The organism is Agrobacterium sp. 33MFTa1.1 (assembly GCF_004328495.1).
GTDB lineage: Bacteria > Pseudomonadota > Alphaproteobacteria > Rhizobiales > Rhizobiaceae > Agrobacterium > Agrobacterium pusense.
This window is the reverse complement of the sequence record NZ_CP036358.1, coordinates 839,944-858,809: the sequence shown is the minus strand read 5'-3', so window position 1 is coordinate 858,809 and position 18,866 is coordinate 839,944. Positions and strand designations below refer to the sequence as shown.

17 protein-coding genes and 1 pseudogene are annotated in these 18,866 nt (G+C 59.0%); 9 read left to right on the top strand and 9 right to left on the bottom strand.

Features of this window, described 5'->3' with window-relative positions; all coding sequences use genetic code 11:
• The first annotated feature begins 84 nt into the window (after positions 1-84).
• The 3 genes from EYD00_RS04340 to sseA are packed head-to-tail and all read left to right on the top strand — an operon-like array spanning position 85 to position 3,310.
• The gene (locus EYD00_RS04340; protein WP_004441231.1) at positions 85-1,122 is read left to right on the top strand and encodes a cysteine synthase A; all 1,038 of its coding nucleotides are present in this window, start codon (positions 85-87) and stop codon (positions 1,120-1,122) included.
• Between the two features lie 12 nt (positions 1,123-1,134).
• Positions 1,135-1,872, top strand: a complete 738-nt coding sequence (locus EYD00_RS04335) for an alanyl-tRNA editing protein (protein WP_004441230.1) — start codon at positions 1,135-1,137, stop codon at positions 1,870-1,872.
• A gap of 16 nt (positions 1,873-1,888) precedes the next feature.
• Positions 1,889-3,310: a 3-mercaptopyruvate sulfurtransferase gene (gene sseA, locus EYD00_RS04330; RefSeq protein ID WP_004441229.1), complete on the top strand. Its 1,422-nt coding sequence runs from the start codon at positions 1,889-1,891 to the stop codon at positions 3,308-3,310.
• A gap of 70 nt (positions 3,311-3,380) precedes the next feature.
• Here the strand turns inward: sseA and EYD00_RS04325 are convergent, their stop codons facing one another.
• Positions 3,381-4,025, bottom strand: a complete 645-nt coding sequence (locus EYD00_RS04325) for a dihydrofolate reductase family protein (protein WP_004441228.1) — start codon at positions 4,023-4,025, stop codon at positions 3,381-3,383.
• A 54-nt stretch (positions 4,026-4,079) separates the two neighbouring features.
• Complete coding sequence (locus EYD00_RS04320) at positions 4,080-4,967, bottom strand: DUF4344 domain-containing metallopeptidase (protein WP_004441227.1); 888 nt, start codon at positions 4,965-4,967, stop codon at positions 4,080-4,082.
• A gap of 162 nt (positions 4,968-5,129) precedes the next feature.
• On the opposite strand from EYD00_RS04320, the gene EYD00_RS04315 reads away from it, so the two are divergent.
• From EYD00_RS04315 to EYD00_RS04305, 3 genes and pseudogenes are all read left to right on the top strand, one after another.
• A complete protein-coding gene (locus tag EYD00_RS04315) occupies positions 5,130-5,597 on the top strand; it encodes a DUF1203 domain-containing protein (protein WP_004441226.1) in 468 nt (155 codons plus the stop codon).
• A 99-nt stretch (positions 5,598-5,696) separates the two neighbouring features.
• On the top strand, positions 5,697-6,032 hold the full coding sequence (locus tag EYD00_RS04310; protein WP_004441225.1) for a PilZ domain-containing protein: 336 nt from the start codon (positions 5,697-5,699) through the stop codon (positions 6,030-6,032).
• 207 nt (positions 6,033-6,239) lie between these two features.
• Positions 6,240-8,228, top strand: a pseudogene (locus EYD00_RS04305) (bifunctional 2',3'-cyclic-nucleotide 2'-phosphodiesterase/3'-nucleotidase).
• Positions 8,229-8,270: 42 nt separating this feature from the next.
• Here the strand turns inward: EYD00_RS04305 and EYD00_RS04300 are convergent.
• Both EYD00_RS04300 and EYD00_RS04295 read right to left on the bottom strand, forming a co-directional pair.
• On the bottom strand, positions 8,271-8,813 hold the full coding sequence (locus EYD00_RS04300) for a DUF2087 domain-containing protein (RefSeq protein ID WP_034495776.1): 543 nt from the start codon (positions 8,811-8,813) through the stop codon (positions 8,271-8,273).
• Between the two features lie 273 nt (positions 8,814-9,086).
• A complete protein-coding gene (locus tag EYD00_RS04295) occupies positions 9,087-10,055 on the bottom strand; it encodes a LysR family transcriptional regulator (protein WP_004441221.1) in 969 nt (322 codons plus the stop codon).
• Positions 10,056-10,205: 150 nt separating this feature from the next.
• Between EYD00_RS04295 and EYD00_RS04290 the strand changes: the two genes are divergently transcribed.
• Positions 10,206-10,823: an FMN-dependent NADH-azoreductase gene (locus tag EYD00_RS04290; RefSeq protein WP_004441220.1), complete on the top strand. Its 618-nt coding sequence runs from the start codon at positions 10,206-10,208 to the stop codon at positions 10,821-10,823.
• Positions 10,824-11,013: 190 nt separating this feature from the next.
• Here EYD00_RS04290 and EYD00_RS04285 read toward each other — a convergent pair whose 3' ends face one another.
• Both EYD00_RS04285 and ilvA read right to left on the bottom strand, forming a co-directional pair.
• Positions 11,014-11,325, bottom strand: coding sequence for an HlyU family transcriptional regulator (locus tag EYD00_RS04285; protein ID WP_004441218.1), 312 nt, complete (start codon positions 11,323-11,325; stop codon positions 11,014-11,016).
• Between the two features lie 70 nt (positions 11,326-11,395).
• Positions 11,396-12,670 (bottom strand): threonine ammonia-lyase, encoded by a 1,275-nt coding sequence (ilvA, locus tag EYD00_RS04280; protein ID WP_004441216.1) that lies wholly within the window; start codon positions 12,668-12,670, stop codon positions 11,396-11,398.
• Between the two features lie 80 nt (positions 12,671-12,750).
• On the opposite strand from ilvA, the gene EYD00_RS04275 reads away from it, so the two are divergent.
• Both EYD00_RS04275 and EYD00_RS04270 read left to right on the top strand, forming a co-directional pair.
• Positions 12,751-14,208, top strand: a complete 1,458-nt coding sequence (locus EYD00_RS04275; protein ID WP_004441214.1) for a TrkH family potassium uptake protein — start codon at positions 12,751-12,753, stop codon at positions 14,206-14,208.
• A gap of 96 nt (positions 14,209-14,304) precedes the next feature.
• Positions 14,305-14,559 (top strand): heavy-metal-associated domain-containing protein, encoded by a 255-nt coding sequence (locus EYD00_RS04270; protein ID WP_004441212.1) that lies wholly within the window; start codon positions 14,305-14,307, stop codon positions 14,557-14,559.
• Positions 14,560-14,950: 391 nt separating this feature from the next.
• Here the strand turns inward: EYD00_RS04270 and EYD00_RS04265 are convergent, their stop codons facing one another.
• The 3 genes from EYD00_RS04265 to EYD00_RS04255 all read right to left on the bottom strand — a co-directional run bounded on the left by EYD00_RS04265 (position 14,951) and on the right by EYD00_RS04255 (position 18,764).
• Positions 14,951-16,444 carry an ABC transporter substrate-binding protein gene (locus tag EYD00_RS04265; protein ID WP_034495779.1) on the bottom strand — a complete coding sequence of 498 codons (1,494 nt, stop codon included), beginning with the start codon at positions 16,442-16,444 and terminating at the stop codon, positions 14,951-14,953.
• A gap of 230 nt (positions 16,445-16,674) precedes the next feature.
• Complete coding sequence (locus tag EYD00_RS04260; protein ID WP_004441209.1) at positions 16,675-17,685, bottom strand: ABC transporter ATP-binding protein; 1,011 nt, start codon at positions 17,683-17,685, stop codon at positions 16,675-16,677.
• An 11-nt stretch (positions 17,686-17,696) separates the two neighbouring features.
• On the bottom strand, positions 17,697-18,764 hold the full coding sequence (locus EYD00_RS04255) for an ABC transporter ATP-binding protein (protein ID WP_004441208.1): 1,068 nt from the start codon (positions 18,762-18,764) through the stop codon (positions 17,697-17,699).
• Positions 18,765-18,866: the final 102 nt, after the last annotated feature.

Below are 18,866 nucleotides of genomic sequence, written 5' to 3'. Positions count from 1 at the left end.
GCCGGGAAGATAATTTCTTGCCTTGAAGCGGTTGTAACGGGACATAACGGCACCTAATTTCCGCTCAGACAAGAAGGCTCAATCATGACCATTCACCCCTCTGCGCTCAGTGCCATCGGCAATACGCCGCTCATCCGTCTGAAAGCTGCTTCTGAAGCGACGGGGTGCGAAATCCTCGGCAAGGCGGAATTCCTCAATCCTGGCCAGTCCGTAAAGGATCGCGCCGCGCTCTACATCATCCGCGACGCCGAAAGGCGCGGACAATTGCGCCGGGGCGGCACCATCGTGGAAGGCACGGCGGGCAATACCGGCATCGGCCTTTCGCTGGTCGCCAATGCGCTCGGTTACAGGACGGTCATCGTCATTCCCGAAACGCAGAGCCAGGAAAAGAAGGACGCGCTGAAGCTTCTCGGCGCAAAGCTGGTCGAAGTCCCGGCAGCTCCCTACTCCAACCCGAACAATTACGTGAAAGTCTCCGGCCGGCTAGCGAGACAGCTTGCGGCGACGGATGAGAACGGCGCGATCTGGGCTAACCAGTTCGACAATATCGCCAACAGACAGGCTCATATCGAGACCACTGCTCCCGAAATATGGGACCAGACGGATGGCAAGGTCGACGGTTTCATCTGCGCGGTCGGCTCCGGCGGAACGCTGGCGGGTGTGGCGGACGGCCTTCGCGATTTCAATCCCGACATCAAAATCGGCCTTGCCGATCCCGAGGGAGCGGCCCTCTACGAATTCTATAAGAATGGCGTCCTGAAATCGGAAGGCACCTCCATCACGGAAGGCATCGGGCAAGGGCGCATCACCGCCAATCTCGAGGGTTTCACACCGGATTTCTCCTATCGCATTCCGGATGCGGAAGCGTTGCCCATCCTTTTCGATCTGGTAACGAAGGAAGGCCTGTGCCTCGGCGGCTCCACCGGCATCAATATCGCCGGCGCAATCCGGCTTGCCCGTGAGCTTGGTCCGGGGCATACAATCGTGACGATACTTTGCGACTACGGCAATCGTTATCAGTCGAAGCTCTTCAATCCAGAGTTCCTGCGGTCCAAGGGCCTTCCTGTTCCGCTGTGGCTGGCGACGAAAACCGATATTTCGGTTCCGTACGAAACCGTTTGAGGACATGCCGAAATGCCTGTGAATGCCCTGTTCCGTGACGATTTTTATCTTTCCACCGCAGAAGCGATCGTCACGGCGGTGCATGAGGACGGCGGCATCGAGTTCGACCAGACCTGTTTTTATGCCACCTCGGGCGGCCAGCCTGGCGATACCGGCTTTCTCGAGCGCGCTGATGGTTCGCGCATCGCGCTCGGCATTACAAAGCATGGCACCGACAAGAGCGTCATCATCCATGTCCCGCTTGAGGATCAGCCGTCTCCTGAAGTCGGGGAAAAGCTGACGCTGCATGTGGACTGGCCGCGTCGTTACAAGTTGATGCGCATGCACACGGCCTGCCATCTGCTCTCCGTCGTCTGCCAATGGCCGATCACGGGAGCAGCCGTTGGTGAGGACGAGTCGCGTGTCGATTTCGACATGTCGGAGACCATTGACAAAGACGACGTAACCGCCAGGCTGATGGAACTGGTGAGAGCCAATCATCCCGTTTTCCTGCAATGGATCACGGACGAGGAGCTTCAGGCCAATCCCGGCATCGTCAAATCCAAGAACGTGCGCCCGCCAATGGGGCTCGGTCGGGTCAGCCTCGTCTGCATCGGCGAAAATTCCAGCATAGACAGCCAGCCCTGCGGCGGCACCCATGTATCCGAAACGCAGGAAGTAGGCGATATTCACATTGCCAAGATAGAAAAGAAGGGCAAGGAGAACAGGCGGTTCCGCATTCGTTTCGGCGCGCCTGAAGCTGTTGCCTGAGATCGGGAGAGACATCGTGAGCACGGATAAGAGCCGTTTCGTCGTTTCGGCGGACTGGGTTGAGAAACAGCTCGGCACGCCCGGGTTTCGCATCGTCGATGCCTCCTGGTATCTGCCGGCGCATAAGCGCAACGGCGCAGAAGAATATGCGGCAGGTCACCTTCCTGGCGCCGTGTTCTTCGATCAGGATAAAATCGCCGATCACACGACCGGCCTGCCGCACTCCCTGCCCTCGCCTGAATTTTTCGCGGAACAGGCCGGCGCGCTCGGCCTCAGCGAGACCGATACGATCGTGGTCTATGATGGTCCGGGCTTCTTTTCCGCACCCCGCGTCTGGTGGATGCTGCGGGTAATGGGCGTGCGCAAGGCCTATGTGCTGGATGGCGGACTGGACGGCTGGAAGCGCGAAGGCCGGCCGCTGGAAACCGGCGCGCCGGAAATTGAGCCCACAATCTTCACACCCGATTTCAACGAAAAACGTGTGACCTCGCTTGGCACCATGCGCGGTATTGTCGACAGCGGCGAAAAGCAGATTGCAGATGCCCGCGGTGCCGGCCGCTTTACCGGCGAGGAGGCCGAGCCGCGTGCGGGCATGCGTTCGGGCCATATGCCCGGTGCACGCAGCCTGCCGGCGACAGCCTTTTCCGAAAACGGCCACTTCAAGGACCTTACGGCAATCCGCAAAATGGTGACCGATGCCGGCATCGATCTTACGAAGCCCGTCGTGACGAGCTGCGGTTCGGGTGTGACGGCGGCCGTCATTACCCTGGCGCTGGAATCGCTCGGTCATCAGGACAATTCTCTCTATGACGGCTCATGGTCGGAATGGGGCGGATTACAGGACACGCCGGTGGTTACCGGTCCGGCGGATGCGATCCCCACGCTGTCGCACGGCCCATTGAAGGCGCACGTGACGCAGCTCGAAATGACGGCACCGCCGAAGGTCAGCCTGCCGATCCCCGTCAACATCCAGACGGCGCTGATGCGGGTCAACAATATTCCCCTGCATTTTTACCGCTATCTGTACTGGCGGGTTGGAAAGCGATGGCATTGGCAAAAGCGCATGCGCATGAGCGATGCTGAACTTTCAGCCATCCTACGCGATCCGAAAAACAGCGTTACGGTTCTTTATATGAACGGTGCGCCCGCCGGTTTCTTCGAGCTGAACAAGACAAGCGACGAGGTGACAGAGCTTTCCTATTTCGGGCTGCTCGAAGAAGCGATCGGCGCTGGTGTCGGCAAGTGGTTCCTGTTGCAGGCGCTTTACGCCGCCTGGCAGGACAATCCGCAGCGGGTGACGGTGACGACCAACACGCTCGACCATCCGCGCGCCTTGCAGCTCTACCAGATGATGGGCTTTTCGCCCGTGGGCACCTATGAGGCCTGGGTGGAGCCGTTGGCCGATACGGAGCTCTTGGAGATATCGCTACGCAATTGAGGGGTAGCGGTTTACGCGCCTTATCATCCCGTGTCGTTCACGGGAGGGATGGTAAAATGGGACGCGGCGCTCACGCTTTGTCGATAATCAGATGTGTCGCGCCCTCGCCCGCCACCGCTCCCGTGCAGCGGTAACCGAGGGCGGGCCAATCCATGCCTTCGAATAATGGCTCGCCGCGCCCGAGAAAAACCGGCGCCAGCGCCAGATGCAGCTCATCTATCAGGCGCGCCGTCATATATTGCCGGATAGTGGAAACCCCGCCGCCGATGCGGACATCCCTGCCATTTGCCGCCGCCAGCGCCATGTCGAGCGCCGCCTCGATGCCGTCGGTCACGAAATGGAAGACAGTACCGCCCTGCATCGTCAAGGACGGTCGCGCGTGATGCGTCAGGACGAAGACTGGAACATGATAAGGCGGCTCGTCGCCCCACCAGCCTTTCCAGTTTTCATCCGGCCACGCGCCGCGCACCGGCCCGAACATGTTGCGGCCTAAAATCCATGCTCCGATATTTTCAAAGCTCTTTTCGGAAAATTCCTCGTCGGTGCCGGTCGAGCCGCCGTCTTTACCGAACATGCGGTGAAAGGTGCGGGTCTTGAAGGCCCATTGGTGCAACTCTTCACCCTTCACACCCAGCGGGTTCTGCAGACTTTGATCTGGTCCTGCCCCATATCCGTCAAGCGAGATGGCGAAATTGCGAACGACAACCTTCGGCACGGCACTCTCCTCCATCATGAGGAGGCCAGGCTATCCGCGACTGCAACCCTGGCCTCAGATTTCCCGTTCCAGATTAACCGCGGCAGTTGGGATCTGCCCGCCGGCTGCGCCCTTGTCTTCGGTGACCGTGTTCAATAGATGATCGGCAATGAGTTCCGCCTGGAACTTGCCGAGTTCATAACAATAGGTGATCTCGCGCTTTTCCGCCGACCAGTAGACATCGGGGCGACCGCAGGACTTGGCCGTCAGCTTCACGTCCCCTTTCAGGCCATAACCGCCAAAGCTGCGGCTGATGAGATCGAGGACCTTCGATTCCTTGATCATGATGGCATAGGGTTCAAGTTCCGGATCGCGCGGCGGCACGTAGCTGACGGAGAACCTGGAAGGCGTCTGACTACGGTGGGGCGCGAGAAAATTCTCCCAGGCCGAAGCGACCGCCGGATAGGCCGCGGCGCATTTGTCAAATTCGGCATTGGGAAGCCCCATCATGGCGGCGAGGTCGCCATAACCGTCCTTGTCGCGGCCCACCATCAGGCAGGCCATGTTGCGGTCGCGGCTCCTGTCGGGCACCAGCGCGGAGAAGACAGGGGCTTCGTGCTCAGGAAGCGTCTCCGCCTCACGTGCGAGATACCAGCTGTCGGTGGCGTTCACGAGCGCGGTGTCAAGCCATTCTTCATTGGCCTGCAGGATCAGCGTTCCTGCCAGTTGGTCGGCCGGGGCCTGCACACTTGCCGTGTCCGCCGTGCCGAAATCCGAGATCAGCATGCGCGCGCCCTCGTGATAGAGCGAAAAAATCGCGTTGCCGATGACGAAATTGACCGCCTGCTGGAGCTGATCGTCGGACAGGCCGTCGAGACCGGAGGCGACCTGCGCCTCGGCATCAATCGGAGCCGTCAACGATACGAAAGCCAGCGGAACGGCGGCCAGAAAACGACGGAACATAAAATCAGACCTTCCGGGAACGAGGAGCGTCACTGATTCCCGAACCTAACGAGTCACGCAATGGGCTGGTTGCATCAGCTGTCAAGAATCGGGTGGATAGCAGCGCGTTTCGGGACCATAGCTGCAAAGAAGCAACGCCGATCCCAGCCAGAAGAGGCCGCCATGACCAATATCGTTTTCACCGCAATGCCGGCTAAGGACGCCGAGGATTTCCGCGCGGGCGCCGCCGATGCCTATGGCAATCGACCGGAAACAGCCGTTTCTCCCGGCGGCATGCCGTGTCGCCACTGCCTCGACCAGATCGGCGCGGGTGAAGCCATGCTCGTACTCGCCTACCGGCCGTTTCCCTCGCTGCAGCCCTACGCCGAGACTGGGCCGGTCTTCCTGCATGCCGAAGCCTGCGATCGTTATCCACTGACAGATATCCTTCCGCCGATGCTGGACAGCCCCGATTATATCGTGCGCGGATATGGCGACGATGACCGTATTGTCTATGGCACGGGTGCGGTAACGGCCACCGGCGAGATCGCCTCGCGGGCGCGGGCACTTCTGGGGCGCGAAGACGTCGCCTATGTCCACGTCCGTTCCGCACGAAACAACTGTTACCAATGCCGTATCGCCAAAGCATAATCACAGCATTGTCTAGAATTTTAACCGAACGGCTAAACGGGTTTCAAACTTTTACAGGTTAATCTGCATGCATCGGAAACAATTGATTTGAGTAGCAAAATGACAAACAACCTCAATATGGCGACCCGGACCGCGCCTCGCAGCAAGACAAGGATCTTTGCGACTGTGCATTATTTCAGCCAGTCGACCAGAGGACGTGTCGTCGATCTGTCGGCAACCGGAATGGCGCTCGAGCTGGACGGGCCTTTCGCTGCCGCCAAGGGTAGCCGGGTCAAGGTGCAGAGTGAGGATCTGGGCTTCATCGAGGGCGTCGTGCAGTGGCAACACATGAACCGTCTTGGTCTGCAGCTCAAGCTTTCCACCAACACGCTGGCGCAGCTCTCTTCCTATTTCCGTTTCTTCCACGAAGACGTGAAACCGACACTGGCCCGCTGATCCGGAGCATTACAATGCGCGGAACAAATGACGCGCATTTTCCAGTGCGGCGGAACCTGCGCCGCACGTCACTGACAAAAAATTTATCAAACGGTTGAAAACCGGCCCATCTGTCATGGGCCTGTCATTTTGGTGATGGACTCCTCTGCGATTGCTTCTACCCTGTCGTCTTTAAAGACAGAGCAAGCTTCATCCGAAGGAGTTCCCATGTCGTCGCTTCTCGCCCTCCAGCCCATTACCCGGCGCTCGCTTCTGGGTGGCATTGCAGCCACTTCGGCGCTGGTGATGTTGCACCCTTTTGCTGCGCGTGCGGCGGCCAACCAGGCGCATCTGCGCATCATGGAAACGACCGATATCCATGTTCACGTCTTTCCCTATGATTATTACGCCGACAAGCCGAACGACACGATGGGTCTGGCGCGCACTGCCTCGATCATAGACACCATCCGCGCCGAAGCCGGGAACTCGATGCTGGTGGATAACGGCGACTTCCTGCAGGGCAACCCGCTCGGCGACTACATCGCCTATGAGCGCGGCATGAAGGCCGGCGACAAGCACCCTGTCATCAACGCCATGAACGTGTTGGGCTACGATTGCGGCACGCTCGGCAACCACGAATTCAATTACGGTCTCGACTATATGTCGAACACGCTGGCGGGCGCCGGTTTCCCCTATGTCTGAGCCAACCTCACCAAGGGGCAGCTGGCTTCCGATCCGAAGAACGACGAGCTGTTCTTCAAGCCCTATGTCATTCTGGAAAAACAGATCCGCGATGGCGGCGGCGTCACCAGCCCGGTCAAGGTCGGCATCATTGGTTTCGTGCCGCCTCAGATCATGATGTGGGATTCCAAGAATCTCGAGGGCAAGGCGCAGACGCGTGACATCGTCGAGGCGGCGAAAGCCTGGGTGCCTGTCATGAAGGAGGAAGGCGCGGATATCATCATCGCCCTTTCCCATTCCGGCATCGACGGCAAGGGCCAGACCGAGCGCATGGAAAACGCATCGCTGTATCTCGCAGCCGTTGAAGGCATTGATGCGATCTTCACCGGCCACCAGCACCTTGTCTTCCCCGGCCCGAAGACCTGGGACGGCATCGAGGGTGCTGATGCGGTCAAGGGTACGCTGATGGGCAAGCCGGCGGTCATGGCCGGCTTCTGGGGCTCCCATATGGGCCTTATCGACCTGCTGCTTGAAAAGGATGGCAAGAGCTGGAAGATCGTCGACTTCACCTCAGAAGCCCGCCCGATCTACCATCGCGATGAAAATCGCAAGGTCGTTGCTGACTATACCGAAAAGCCGGAGGTTCTCGCCGCAGCCAAGGTGGATCACGAAGCGGCCCTTGCCTATGTGCGCCGCCCGGTCGGCAAGACATCCGCGCCGCTCTATTCCTATTTCGCGCTGGTGGCAGACGATCCGTCCGTGCAGATCGTCTCCAACGCCCAGACCTGGTACATCAAGGACATGCTGAAGGAAGGGCAGTATAAGGATCTGCCCGTGCTTTCGGCAGCGGCCCCCTTCAAATCGGGCGGTCGTGGCGGCGCGGATTATTACACCGATGTCCCCGCCGGTGACATCGCCATCAAGAACGTCGCCGATCTCTATCTTTATCCCAACACGGTGCAGGCAGTGCTGATCAACGGGGCGCAGGTGAAGAACTGGCTGGAAATGTCCGCCGGCATGTTCAATACGGTTGAGGCCGGTGCCAAGGATGCGCCACTGCTCAACCCAGACTTCCCGTCCTATAATTTCGACGTGATCGATGGCGTGACTTATCAGATCGACATTTCCAAACCGGCGAAATTTGACAAGGACGGCAAGGCGGTCAACCCGGACAGCAACCGCATCGTCAATCTGCAGTTCAATGGCAAGCCGATCGATCCCGAACAGAAATTCGTGGTTGCCACCAATAATTACCGTGCAAGCGGCGGCGGCAAATTCCCCGATATCGCCGGCGACAAGGTGATCTTCGTCGCGCCCGATACAAACCGCGACGTGATCGTGCGCTATATCATCGATCAGGGCACCATCAACCCGTCCGCGGATGCCAACTGGTCCTTTGCACCGGTGGAAAACACCACCGCCGTCTTCGAGACCGGGCCCAAGGGACGCCATTACGCAGCCGACATCAAGGGCGCCAGGATCGAGGATGCCGGCGACGGCGCGGAAGGTTTCGCGAAGTTCCGCCTGATTCTTTAACGACCGTGCCCTCCCGGCGACCTGTCGCCGGGAGGTATTTTCCTAGTCGCGCCCAGCCAACGTGCGTAACAGCATCGGCAGTTCCTGCGGCGGCTTCTGTTCGACACGCCGATAGTCGCTGCCGTCACGGTTACGGCGGATGAGTCTCAGGCCAACCATGTCGCGCCTCAGCATTGCCGCATCCCCGAACAGGTGCAGGCTATCCAGAAAGCTGCTGAATTCTCGCTCGGAAAAACTCTGCCCGGCGGGAATTTTTGCCCAGAGATACCAGAGGCACAGTTCCTGATGCGACCGGCGGGCCGGCCATTGCATCAGCCGGCCGGCGGCATCAAAGACACGAACGGTCTTCAGCACCCTGCCCTCATTGACGGCTGGCAGCAGCTCAGGCTGAGCGGTTGTGCTTTCGGCGGAAGAGATGCGGTCAGCGCGCAGATGCTGGAAATTTCGAAAACCGGCAGCCCGGCTCAGAAGATTGAGCATCTCCACATGGCTCGGCTGGCGGTCCAGCCTGCCGATCTGCGCGCGCACGGATTTGGCAAAGGTCGAGAGATCGGCGATATCAATGGAAAGGATCGAACGTGGCATGACTTACCCTCAAGTGCCATTCCGAAAAGGTGTCGCTGATCGCCGGCTTCCGACAAGGCACGGGATAAGTGCTGTCAAACCATAAATATGCAGGTTTAGCTTCCCATGCGGGACGGCGATGCCTCGGTGAACTGCAGACCGTGATTAGGTATAGGCAGGCGATCCGCCCACGTCAATTGGTCTCTGCTGGCATAGCGCCGAGGTTGCCGCGCGTTTCCTCTCCCAGCCGGGGCAAGAAGCAGGCCCGGCCGGTCCACATATAATTAGCCAATATCACTCAGCGGCGACAGCAATGGTCCTCTGTTTGCTGGCAGCAAGCATACCGTTGAAATCCTTATGATTCGGGCAGGCGGACAGGCGCTGCTGAAAAGCCTCGGCGAGCCATTGCCCCGCCGGACCCGCAGGCGAATCCACCCGTCGCAGTGCAAACAGCGGATATTCCCCCTGCTCATAGGCCTCGAGTTCGAGCACCTTGAGGCTGCCATTGGTAAGATCGTTGCGGACGATCGATGCGGGCAGACCGCCCCAGCCGAGACCGCCCTTGATAAGCTGGTATTTGGTGGCGATGTCGCTGACCCGCCATGTCTTGTAGGAGAGAACATTGAAATCGCGGCCCTTGGTCAGGCCGGAGGCATCGGTGACGACAAGCTGAACCTCCTCGCGCACGTCGGCGAGAACCAGCGGGCGTTCGATCTGCGCCAGCGGGTGATCCGACGCGACGACCGGCAGCATGAAGGAATGGCCCACCTTTTCGACGACGAGCTCATCATCCTGACGCAGCATCGCCCCACCAATGCCGATGCCTGCCTTGCGGGAGAGCACCATGTCCATGACCATGCCCAGCTCGCCAACATTGAGGCTGAGGGCTACGGTTGGGAATTGCCTGCGAAAATCCCGCAGCACAGCCACCACGGCCTCCGCCGGCACCATGGTGCTGATAGCTACGGAAAGTTCCGCTTCCAGCCCCTGTTTCAGCCCCTTGGCACGGGCACGCATTTCCTGCAGGCCAGCGACGATGCGCCTTGCATCCTCCAGCATGGCGCGCCCTTCGTCCGTCAGCTTCGGCTGGCGCACACCGTTGCGCTCAAAAAGCGTAACCTCAAGCTGCGCTTCGAGATTGGCGATGGTGTAACTGACCACCGACTGGGCACGATTGAGCGCCCGCGATGCGGCGGAAAAACTGCCGGTCTCGGCAACCGTCAAGAATACCTGCAATTGATCGAGCGTTGGGTTCGCGTCCATGTCCCATCCATTTCATCGATAGATTGCTTCCACATTATCACAGTTTTCTTGATGGCAGTAATTTTTCATATAGAGCGCAAAGGCAGGGCATCGTGCTCTCCCGCCCTCCCAAGGCGCCCGTCAATTCATCGCATATGCAAGGAAAAGACCATGTCCAACATTCTTCTCATCACCTCCAGCCCGCGCGGCGAGGAATCGGTTTCGAACAAGTTCGCCGGTGAGCTCGCCAGCAAGCTGAAGGCCAAGTCGGCTTCCAACACCCTTGTCCACCGCGATCTCGCAGCTGACCCGATCCCACATCTCGACACCGTCAAGACAGCCGCAATCCGCAAGGCACCCGATCAGCGCACGGCTGAAGAAGCGGTTGCAGCCGATTATTCCGACAAGCTCGTTGCAGAGCTTCTGGCCGCCGACACCGTCGTCATCGGCACCGGCCTCATCAACTTCAACATCTATTCCGGCCTGAAGTCGTGGATCGACAACGTCGCCCGCGCTGGCCAGACCTTCAAATACACCGAAACCGGCCCGGTCGGTCTCGCCACTGGCAAGAAGGTGTACATCGTCCTGGCGGCTGCCGGCGTTTACTCCGAAGGCCCGGCCGTTTCGATGAACCATGCCGTTCCCTATCTGAAGACCGTTCTCGGCTTCATGGGCATGACCGATGTGGAAGTGATCTACGTCGAGGGTCTGGCTTTCGGCCCCGAAGCCGTCGAGAAGGCTGTAGCGGCTGCCGAAGCCAAGGTGGAAGAACTGGCACAGGCCGCCTGAGGCATTCATTCAAAGGCAATCCCGGCATGACCGCCGGGTATTGACCGAGCTCCGTTCCGTAACGGCCGTGGACCCTGTCCCGGCCGTTATTCTTTGCCACGTAGGCCACGCACCTGATTCAGATAACAAAGCACAGAAATACTGCCCGTCCCTGAAGGCCGTAGCGTTCAGGCACTCAATGCAGCCGTCATCATTTTCCTGGGAAGAGAGATGAGCCGTTCTGATCGATAATCAGCTTCGCCTTGCGGATGGTGAACTCCACCGCATCATCGAGGCTGGTGAAGACGTCGGCCCGCACGAATTCATGCACCAGCACCTCGTCACCGGCCTTTTTTTCAATACGGCCAGCCAGGCGGAACTGGCCACCTTCCTTTATCGGGGTCGCATAGATCAGATAGTCGCCATGCGCATGCGGTTCTGCCTGCGCCGTCTTCTGCGGGGCGTCGGAAGACGGCTGGCCGGAGCCGAAGGCCGAGAGGATTTTGGAAAAAAACGATGCCATGGCTTGCACTCCCTCAATTCGTGTCACGTTTGAAGGGCGGATGACACCCGCCCTTCCCTGCCTCTTCCGATCAGATGATCAGGTTTGACAGGATGTCATTTTCGGTGATGTCCTCATAACCGAGACCGGCCGCTTCGAAGCGCTCCAGCAGGCCGGCGAAGTTCTCCTTCGCGCTGGTTTCGATGCCGATAAGGATCGAGCCGAAGTTGCGGGCCGATTTCTTCAGATATTCGAAACGGGCGATATCATCATCGGGCCCGAGCAGGTTGAGGAAATCGCGAAGCGCACCGGGACGCTGCGGCAGGCGCAGGATGAAGTATTTCTTCACGCCCGTGTAACGCATGGCGCGCTCCTTCACATCCGGCAGGCGCTCGAAATCGAAATTGCCGCCGGAAACCACGGCGACGACCGTTTTGCCTTCCAGCTTTTCACGGCCGAGCTTTTCCAGCGCGGCGATCGAGAGCGCGCCTGCGGGCTCCAGCACCACGCCTTCGAGATTCAGCATCTCGATGATCGTCACGCAGATGGCATTTTCCGGGATGAGCTGGACCTGATCGGCCGGGAAATCCTTCAGCGCCTTGAAGTTGAGGTCGCCGATGCGGGCGACGGCGGCGCCATCGACAAAATTATCGATCTTGTTCAGCGTCACCGGTTCGCCACGTTCGAGGCTTTTCTTCAGGCTCGGTGCGCCTTCCGGCTCGCAGAACACGAAGTTTTCCTTGCGGACCGTCCCGGCCAAAAATCCGGACAGGCCAGCCGAAAGACCGCCACCGCCGACAGGCATCACGACGATGTCAGGCTTAGTGCCATCCGGGAGCTGGTCCATGATCTCGGCGGCAACCGTCGCCTGGCCCTCGATGATATCCTCATGGTCGAACGGCGGCACCATGTAGCCGTCATTGTCCTGCACGTGCTGGCGGGCAGCAGCGTAACACTGGTCGAATATATCGCCCACCAGACGGATGGAGATGAACTCGCCGCCGAAGATGCGGGTCTTTTCGATCTTCTGCTGCGGTGTGGTCACCGGCATGAAAACAACGCCATGAACGCCGAAATGGCGGCAGGCGAAAGCAAAACCCTGGGCGTGGTTTCCAGCCGAAGCACAGACGAAAATCTTGCCCTTGCCGGCCTTGGCCACCGCCTTGCGAAGAAAATTGAATGCGCCTCTAATCTTGTAGGAACGAACCGGGGACAGATCCTCACGCTTCAGCCAAATCGACGCGCCATACCGACGGCTGAGATGTTCATTCAACTGCAGCGGCGTTTCCGGGAATATTTCCCGCACTTCCCGCCGCGCTGCTTCCACAAGCTGCTTGTCCACGATAGTCAATCCATTGAAATTCATAATGGCACCCGCTATGCCATAGGAAGGCGTCCGAGACAAAGACTCATTTCAGCGCGGCCACGAACTCCGGGTTTCATTTCTTGAACAGTAACCTTCTGCGCTCGGTCATATATGTAGCGTCCATCTTCGGGCTCTATCTCGCCACGGCCATGTTCCTGCCCGCACTGACGGATCTTTATTACGGCAATGACGACTGGATGGTGTTCGCGCTTTCCGGCTTCATGTGTGGCGGGTTCGCGCTTGCCTGCGCGCTCGCCACGCGCGGGCCGATCGCTTCGTTCAACAAGCGTTTCGGCTTTTTGCTCGTCAACCTGCTCTGGCTGGTGTTTTCCATCGTCGGTGCAGTGCCGCTTTATCTGTCCGAACTCGGCCTGACGCCCGGCCAGGCGCTTTTCGAGTCCGTCTCCGCCATCACGACGACCGGATCCACAGCCATTTCGGGTCTCGACAATGCGCCGCAGGGTATTCTCCTGTGGCGGTCGCTGCTGTGCTGGCTCGGCGGCATCGGTATTGTCGCACTCGGCCTCTTCATCCTGCCGCTGCTGCGCGTCGGCGGCATGACCTTCTTCCGCATGGAATCCTCCGACACCGGCAACGACCGCCCCTTCGCCCGGCTGGCAAGCTTCACCCGGGCTTTCGTGGCGATCTACATCGTCATGACGCTCGCCTGTACCATCGCTTATGATTTTGCCGGCATGTCGCATTTCGATGCGCTGAACCATGCCATGTCGACGGTTGCGACGGGCGGCTTCTCCACCCATGACGCGTCCTTCGCCTATTTCAACAATACGGCCCTGCTGTGGATCGCCACCATCTTCCTCATCTTCGGCAGCCTGCCGTTCTCGGTCATGATCCTGCTCGCCGTGCGGCGCCGGCTGGAGACGTTGCGCGACCCGCAGATCGCGGTCTTCCTCGGCTACCTCTGCGCGATCTCGGTTGCCGTTGGTGTCTACCACCATTTCAGGAACGGCGTGCCGCTGGATGATGCGCTCAGCCATTCCTTCTTCAATATGACATCCATTCTGTCGACCGGCGGCTTTGCCAGCGATGACTACACGCTGTGGGGGCCCTTCGTCGTCGTCGTCGCCTTTTTCGCCACTTTCATGGGCGGCTGCTCGGGCTCGACGGCCGGCGGCATCAAGGCCTATCGTTTTCTGATCATCTTCAACGTGGCGCGGGCCGGGCTCAAGAAGCTGATCTATCCGAACGCCGTCTATTCCGTGCGCTACGGCCAGCAGGTGGTCGATCCGGAAACCATCCGCACCATCTTTCTCTTCATCAGCTGTTTCATCGCACTTTGGATTGCCGGCAGTCTGGCCATGAGCCTGATGGGCTATGATTTCCTCACCGCCACCTCGGCTGTGGCGACCTCGCTTGCCAATGTCGGCCCCGGCATCGGCCCGATCATCGGCCCGGCAGGCAATTTCTCCACGATAAGCGAACCGGCGCTCTATCTCCTGTCGATCCTTATGCTGCTGGGGCGTCTGGAAATCCTGACGGTTCTGGTGCTGCTGATGCCGATTTTCTGGAAGAGCTGAAATCACGGGCTTCGGGCGAATAAAGCGCTTGACCTTCCCACGTTGGAATAGTCCACGCTCTCCCTGTTACGAATTCCCAATCACGGAGAACCGCCTATGTGCACCGCTCACCAGCATCACCCGGAAACCACTGCCGCACCTGTCAATGCCGACCTTTCTTTCCACGTTGAAGACATGACCTGCGGGCACTGCGCCGGTGTGATCAAGGGTGCGATCGAGAAGACCGTTCCCGGCGCTGCCGTACATGCCGATCCGGCAAGCCGCACAGTCGTGGTTGGCGGCATCTCCGATGCGGCACGTATCGCAGAAATCATCACCGCGGCTGGGTACACGCCGGAAGCACGCGCCTGATCAGACGAGATACCGGCGGCGCTTTCATACAGCCGCCGCCGGATCGCACTGCCTGCCCCGCTTCGCGCTGAATTGTGTGACGGGTTTGGACGGCATCCATCCCTCTCTCCTTCTGGACGGCAAACGCCCTCTCCCTTTCAATCAAGGGTGACGGAGGAGGTTTCCCCAGCTTAATGAATCGAATCCGCCCTCCTCCGTCGTTCCGGCCCTGAACCGGAATCCAGCTGACGCGCGTCTGCACGGCGGGAAGACTCCTTTCAGTCCAAGGACCTGGACTGGCTGGATTCCGGCACAGGGCCGCAATGACGGCGAAGAGGTTCAGGGGCCTTCTTATAAAAGAGACCCGGCTCTTGCGAACCGGGCCACACCTCGTCAGCAATGTCACGTCGGCTTATTTCACCGCCAGATCCTTGGTCATGATGAAATAGTTGATCGGATGCGGCTTGAAGTTCTCGACCTTGTCCGAATAGGCGTCGAAAGCCGTCTCGTGGATGAGGTAGACGGTGACCGCTTCATCGTAAACCCTCTTCGCCGCCTCGGCATAGATGGCGTAACGCTTGGCCGGCTCGGCCACCGCATAGGTCGATTTGATCAGCTTGTCCGTCTCTTCGCTGCAATAATGCGAGATGTTGTAACCGCCTGTGCAGGTGTAGTCGGCGTTCAGGAAACCGATCGGCTCTGCAACGTCAGTGGCGTAACCGCGCGACAGAAGAACCATGTCGAAGTTGCCGGAAAGGAGATCGGGCTCGATCGCTGTGTAATCGGCAACGCGAACATCGACCTTGATGCCGATTTCCTGCAATTGGGCCTGGATAACGGCGGCAACATCCTTGAGTTCGGTTCTTTCCGTGTAGGCGAGAAGCGTCAACTTCAGGCTGCCGGGAGCAACTCCGGCCTCTTTCAGCAGAGCCTTTGCCTTCTCCAGGTCATAAGCGGGTGTGACGTCTTGCGGCGCCCACGGCTCACCCGGTGCGAAGGGCATCGTTGCGGGCTTTACCACGCCTTCATAGATGCTGTCCGCAATACCGGCGGTATCGATGGCAGCCCGGATCGCCTGCCGAACCTTGATATCCTTGAAAGGCGCCTTTGAATTATTGAGCAGCATTTCGGTGATCCGCGGCACGGTGATCGGCGCAACCTTGACGCCCTTGGCCGCTTCAACGGTCTTCACCGTCCAGGGCGGGATCATGCGCGAAATCTGCACTTCACCGCTTCTTATCTGGGTGGCGCGCGTATCGGCGTCCGGAATAAAGTTCACGCGGCCGCCCGAAAGCTTCGGCATACCGGCCCAATAGTCATGGTTTGCGGTCAGCTCCATATACTGGTTGGCATCGACCTTGGTAATCTTGAAGGGTCCGGTGCAGGTTCCGATCGGATCGACCTTGCCATCCTTATAGGCTGAAGGCGCGAGGATCGACGTTGCCGGACTTCCCATTTGCGCCGGCAGCAGCACCGATGGCTCGATGGTCGTGATCTTCACGATATCGTCACCATCGGCATCAACAGCGGCGATCAGCTTGGGCGAGAAGGCGCGCGCCGGAACAGGCGCTTTCAGAAGATTGGTGAGTGCATTGACCGCGGCTGCGGCATTGAGCGGCTCACCATTCTGGAATTTCACACCCTTGCGCAGCTTGAATTCCCAGACCTTCGGCGCGGTCTGCGTCCAGGATTCGGCAAGGCCAGGCTCCAGTGTCGCGTCATACCCGACACGAACCAGACTTTCGAAACATCCCGCCCGCGAGCCGAGATAGGCATCGTCGGAAGCCATCTGCCAGCCGGTCTTGACGCCGGTATAATCGTCATAGGTGATCGTTCCGGCTGTCGCCGCATGTGCCCCGAATGAGACAACAACGGCGCACGTCGCCAAAAGTGCGTGCTTCATCATAGAAAATTCCCCTTTTATTTTTGATGACAACGCTCACATCTCTTACATTTTCTCGAAAATTCGCTTATTCCATAAAATTACAACAATAATACCCTATGGATATCTTTCGATTATCCATTCGAATATCATCTATTTTACGTTTTATACTCGGAATTTTATTCCGATATTAAGCTTCAAACACACAATTCATCTGTTTTTACAGCACCAGAGAACTGTAGCTGCGTCGTCCTTCAACCCAGTTCCTGCCAGCGGTGGCAACGCGCGAAATGCTCGCCGGAAACGCCTTCCAGAACGGGTTCTACCTCTCCGCATATTGCGGTCGCGTATTTGCAGCGCGTGTGGAATTTGCATCCGTCGGGAGGATTGAGAGGGCTCGGCAGATCACCGTCCAGGAGCATTTCCGGTGCATACAACCCCGTCTCGTCCAGCATCGACGATGCAATGAGGGCCTTGGTGTAGGGATGCTTCGGCGTCCGGAAAAGCTCTTCACGGTCGGCGATTTCAACGACGCGCCCGAGATACATTACCGCGATGCGATCGCACAGATAACGCACCACACGCAGGTCATGGGAAATCATCAGAACCGTCAGACCGTGGCGACGCTTCATGTCCATCAGGAGGTTCAGTATCTGCGTGCGCATGGAGGCGTCGAGTGCCGATGTCGGCTCATCGCAAACGAGGAAACTCGGATTGAGAAGAAGTGCGCGCCCTATGACGACGCGCTGCAATTGCCCGCCGGAACACTGGCTGGGATAACGATCGTAAAATGAGGCATCAAGACCGACCTCCTCCAGCATCCGGAAAACCCGCGTCGCGCGTTCCTCGCGAGAGCCGATGCCGTGCTGGGCAAGCGGTGCTTCCATGCTTTGCCCGATGCGCATACGGGGATCGAGTGCCGAATAGGGATCCTGAAACACCAGTTGCACGACCCGACGCATCCGCCGAAGCTCTTCGCCCTGGATTTGCAGTATATTATGATTACCGATGCTGACCTCGCCTTTCGTCGCGTTCGTCAGCCGCGTTATCAATCCGGCGACGGTGCTTTTGCCGCAGCCGGATTCGCCGACGAGGCCCAGAACCTCGCCTTCGCCGATCGTCAGCGACACGTCGTCAACGGATTTCACCACCCGGTGACCAAGGCCCGATATGGGGTAATATTTGCAAAGATTTTTGGCAATCACATAGGGTCGGCTGTCGCTGCCGGCCGATGGCGTGGCCTGTTTCATCGTTGGCGATAACATCGTCACCTCCTTCAGCACATTGCGTGGCCAGCATGATCATGATTGACCTGCTCGTCACCCACTGCCCAGCACCGGGCCTTGCGTCCTTCCGGCAGGGCATTCAGATTCGGTTCGGCTGCCATGCAGCGGCTGCCCATGCCGGCGGATTTGGCGAGCGCGCAGCGCGGGTGAAACCGGCAGCCGCAGGACATGTCGTGGGCCTGCGAACTGGAGCCGGGGATTGTCAGCAACTGCCCCTCGCCGTCAGTGGTCAGAAGCGAGCAGCTGATGAGCGCCTTGGTATAGGGGTGCTGCGGCGCCTTGAGGATCGCCTGGGTGGGCCCTTCCTCCACGATGCGGCCGGCATACATGACCGCGATCCGGTCCGCGAATGCGGCGACAACCGAAAGATCATGGGTGATGAGCAGCGTGGCCAGCCGGCGCTTGCGGCGCTCGTCATCGAGCAGGCGCAATATCTGTGCCTGAACGGTGACATCGAGCGCTGTCGTCGGCTCGTCGGCGATCAGCAGTTGCGGATTGCCCGAGAGTGCCGCGGCGATCATGACACGTTGCGCCATGCCGCCGGAAAGTTCGTGCGCGAAGCATTGCGCCCGTGCAGACGGATCGGGAATACCGACATCGGACAGAAGGCCGACGACCCGATTGAGAGCGGCGTGCCGGCTCATCTTGCGATGGACCCATAGCGGTTCGGCAACCTGCGTCCTCACCCGGCTGGTGGGATCCAGCATGGCCTGTGGCTGCTGAAACAGCATACCGATATCTGCGCCGCGCAACGCGTCGAGTTCGGCGGATGACAGGGCGAGAATATCACGCCCGGCAAAGGAAATTCGGCCGGAGTCGATTTCCGCACCCTGTGGCAGGAGCCGCATCAGCGATAGCGCCGTCATGCTCTTGCCGGATCCGGACTCGCCGACGAGAGCGACAACTTCCCCGGCATTGACGGAAAGCGTCAGCCCGGAGATGACGAATTTCCGGCCATGTTGCGCCGGCACCGAAACGTGCAGGTCCTCAATTTCCAGAAGCGGTGCGCATTCGGAAGACATGGCCGTGCTGGCATGCGTGTGTCCTTCGATATTCATAAGAGTTCCCCTTATTTTTATTGAATCGGAGGCATTTACGGATTTTCATGCGGCTTCAGACGATATTACTCTCCTTCATTGTTCGTGGCGTCATCTATGTTT

Excerpts from the sequence above, each read along its gene's own strand:
- EYD00_RS04340 (WP_004441231.1), top strand. The coding sequence starts at position 85 with ATGACCATTCACCCCTCTGCGCTCAGTGCCATCGGCAATACGCCGCTC.
- EYD00_RS04335 (WP_004441230.1), top strand. The coding sequence starts at position 1,135 with ATGCCTGTGAATGCCCTGTTCCGTGACGATTTTTATCTTTCCACCGCA.
- EYD00_RS04320 (WP_004441227.1), bottom strand. The coding sequence starts at position 4,967 with ATGTTCCGTCGTTTTCTGGCCGCCGTTCCGCTGGCTTTCGTATCGTTG.
- EYD00_RS04315 (WP_004441226.1), top strand. The coding sequence starts at position 5,130 with ATGACCAATATCGTTTTCACCGCAATGCCGGCTAAGGACGCCGAGGAT.
- EYD00_RS04310 (WP_004441225.1), top strand. The coding sequence starts at position 5,697 with ATGACAAACAACCTCAATATGGCGACCCGGACCGCGCCTCGCAGCAAG.
- EYD00_RS04300 (WP_034495776.1), bottom strand. The coding sequence starts at position 8,813 with ATGCCACGTTCGATCCTTTCCATTGATATCGCCGATCTCTCGACCTTT.
- EYD00_RS04295 (WP_004441221.1), bottom strand. The coding sequence starts at position 10,055 with ATGGACGCGAACCCAACGCTCGATCAATTGCAGGTATTCTTGACGGTT.
- EYD00_RS04290 (WP_004441220.1), top strand. The coding sequence starts at position 10,206 with ATGTCCAACATTCTTCTCATCACCTCCAGCCCGCGCGGCGAGGAATCG.
- EYD00_RS04285 (WP_004441218.1), bottom strand. The coding sequence starts at position 11,325 with ATGGCATCGTTTTTTTCCAAAATCCTCTCGGCCTTCGGCTCCGGCCAG.
- ilvA (WP_004441216.1), bottom strand. The coding sequence starts at position 12,670 with ATGAATTTCAATGGATTGACTATCGTGGACAAGCAGCTTGTGGAAGCA.
- EYD00_RS04270 (WP_004441212.1), top strand. The coding sequence starts at position 14,305 with ATGTGCACCGCTCACCAGCATCACCCGGAAACCACTGCCGCACCTGTC.
- EYD00_RS04265 (WP_034495779.1), bottom strand. The coding sequence starts at position 16,444 with ATGATGAAGCACGCACTTTTGGCGACGTGCGCCGTTGTTGTCTCATTC.
- EYD00_RS04260 (WP_004441209.1), bottom strand. The coding sequence starts at position 17,685 with ATGTTATCGCCAACGATGAAACAGGCCACGCCATCGGCCGGCAGCGAC.
- EYD00_RS04255 (WP_004441208.1), bottom strand. The coding sequence starts at position 18,764 with ATGAATATCGAAGGACACACGCATGCCAGCACGGCCATGTCTTCCGAA.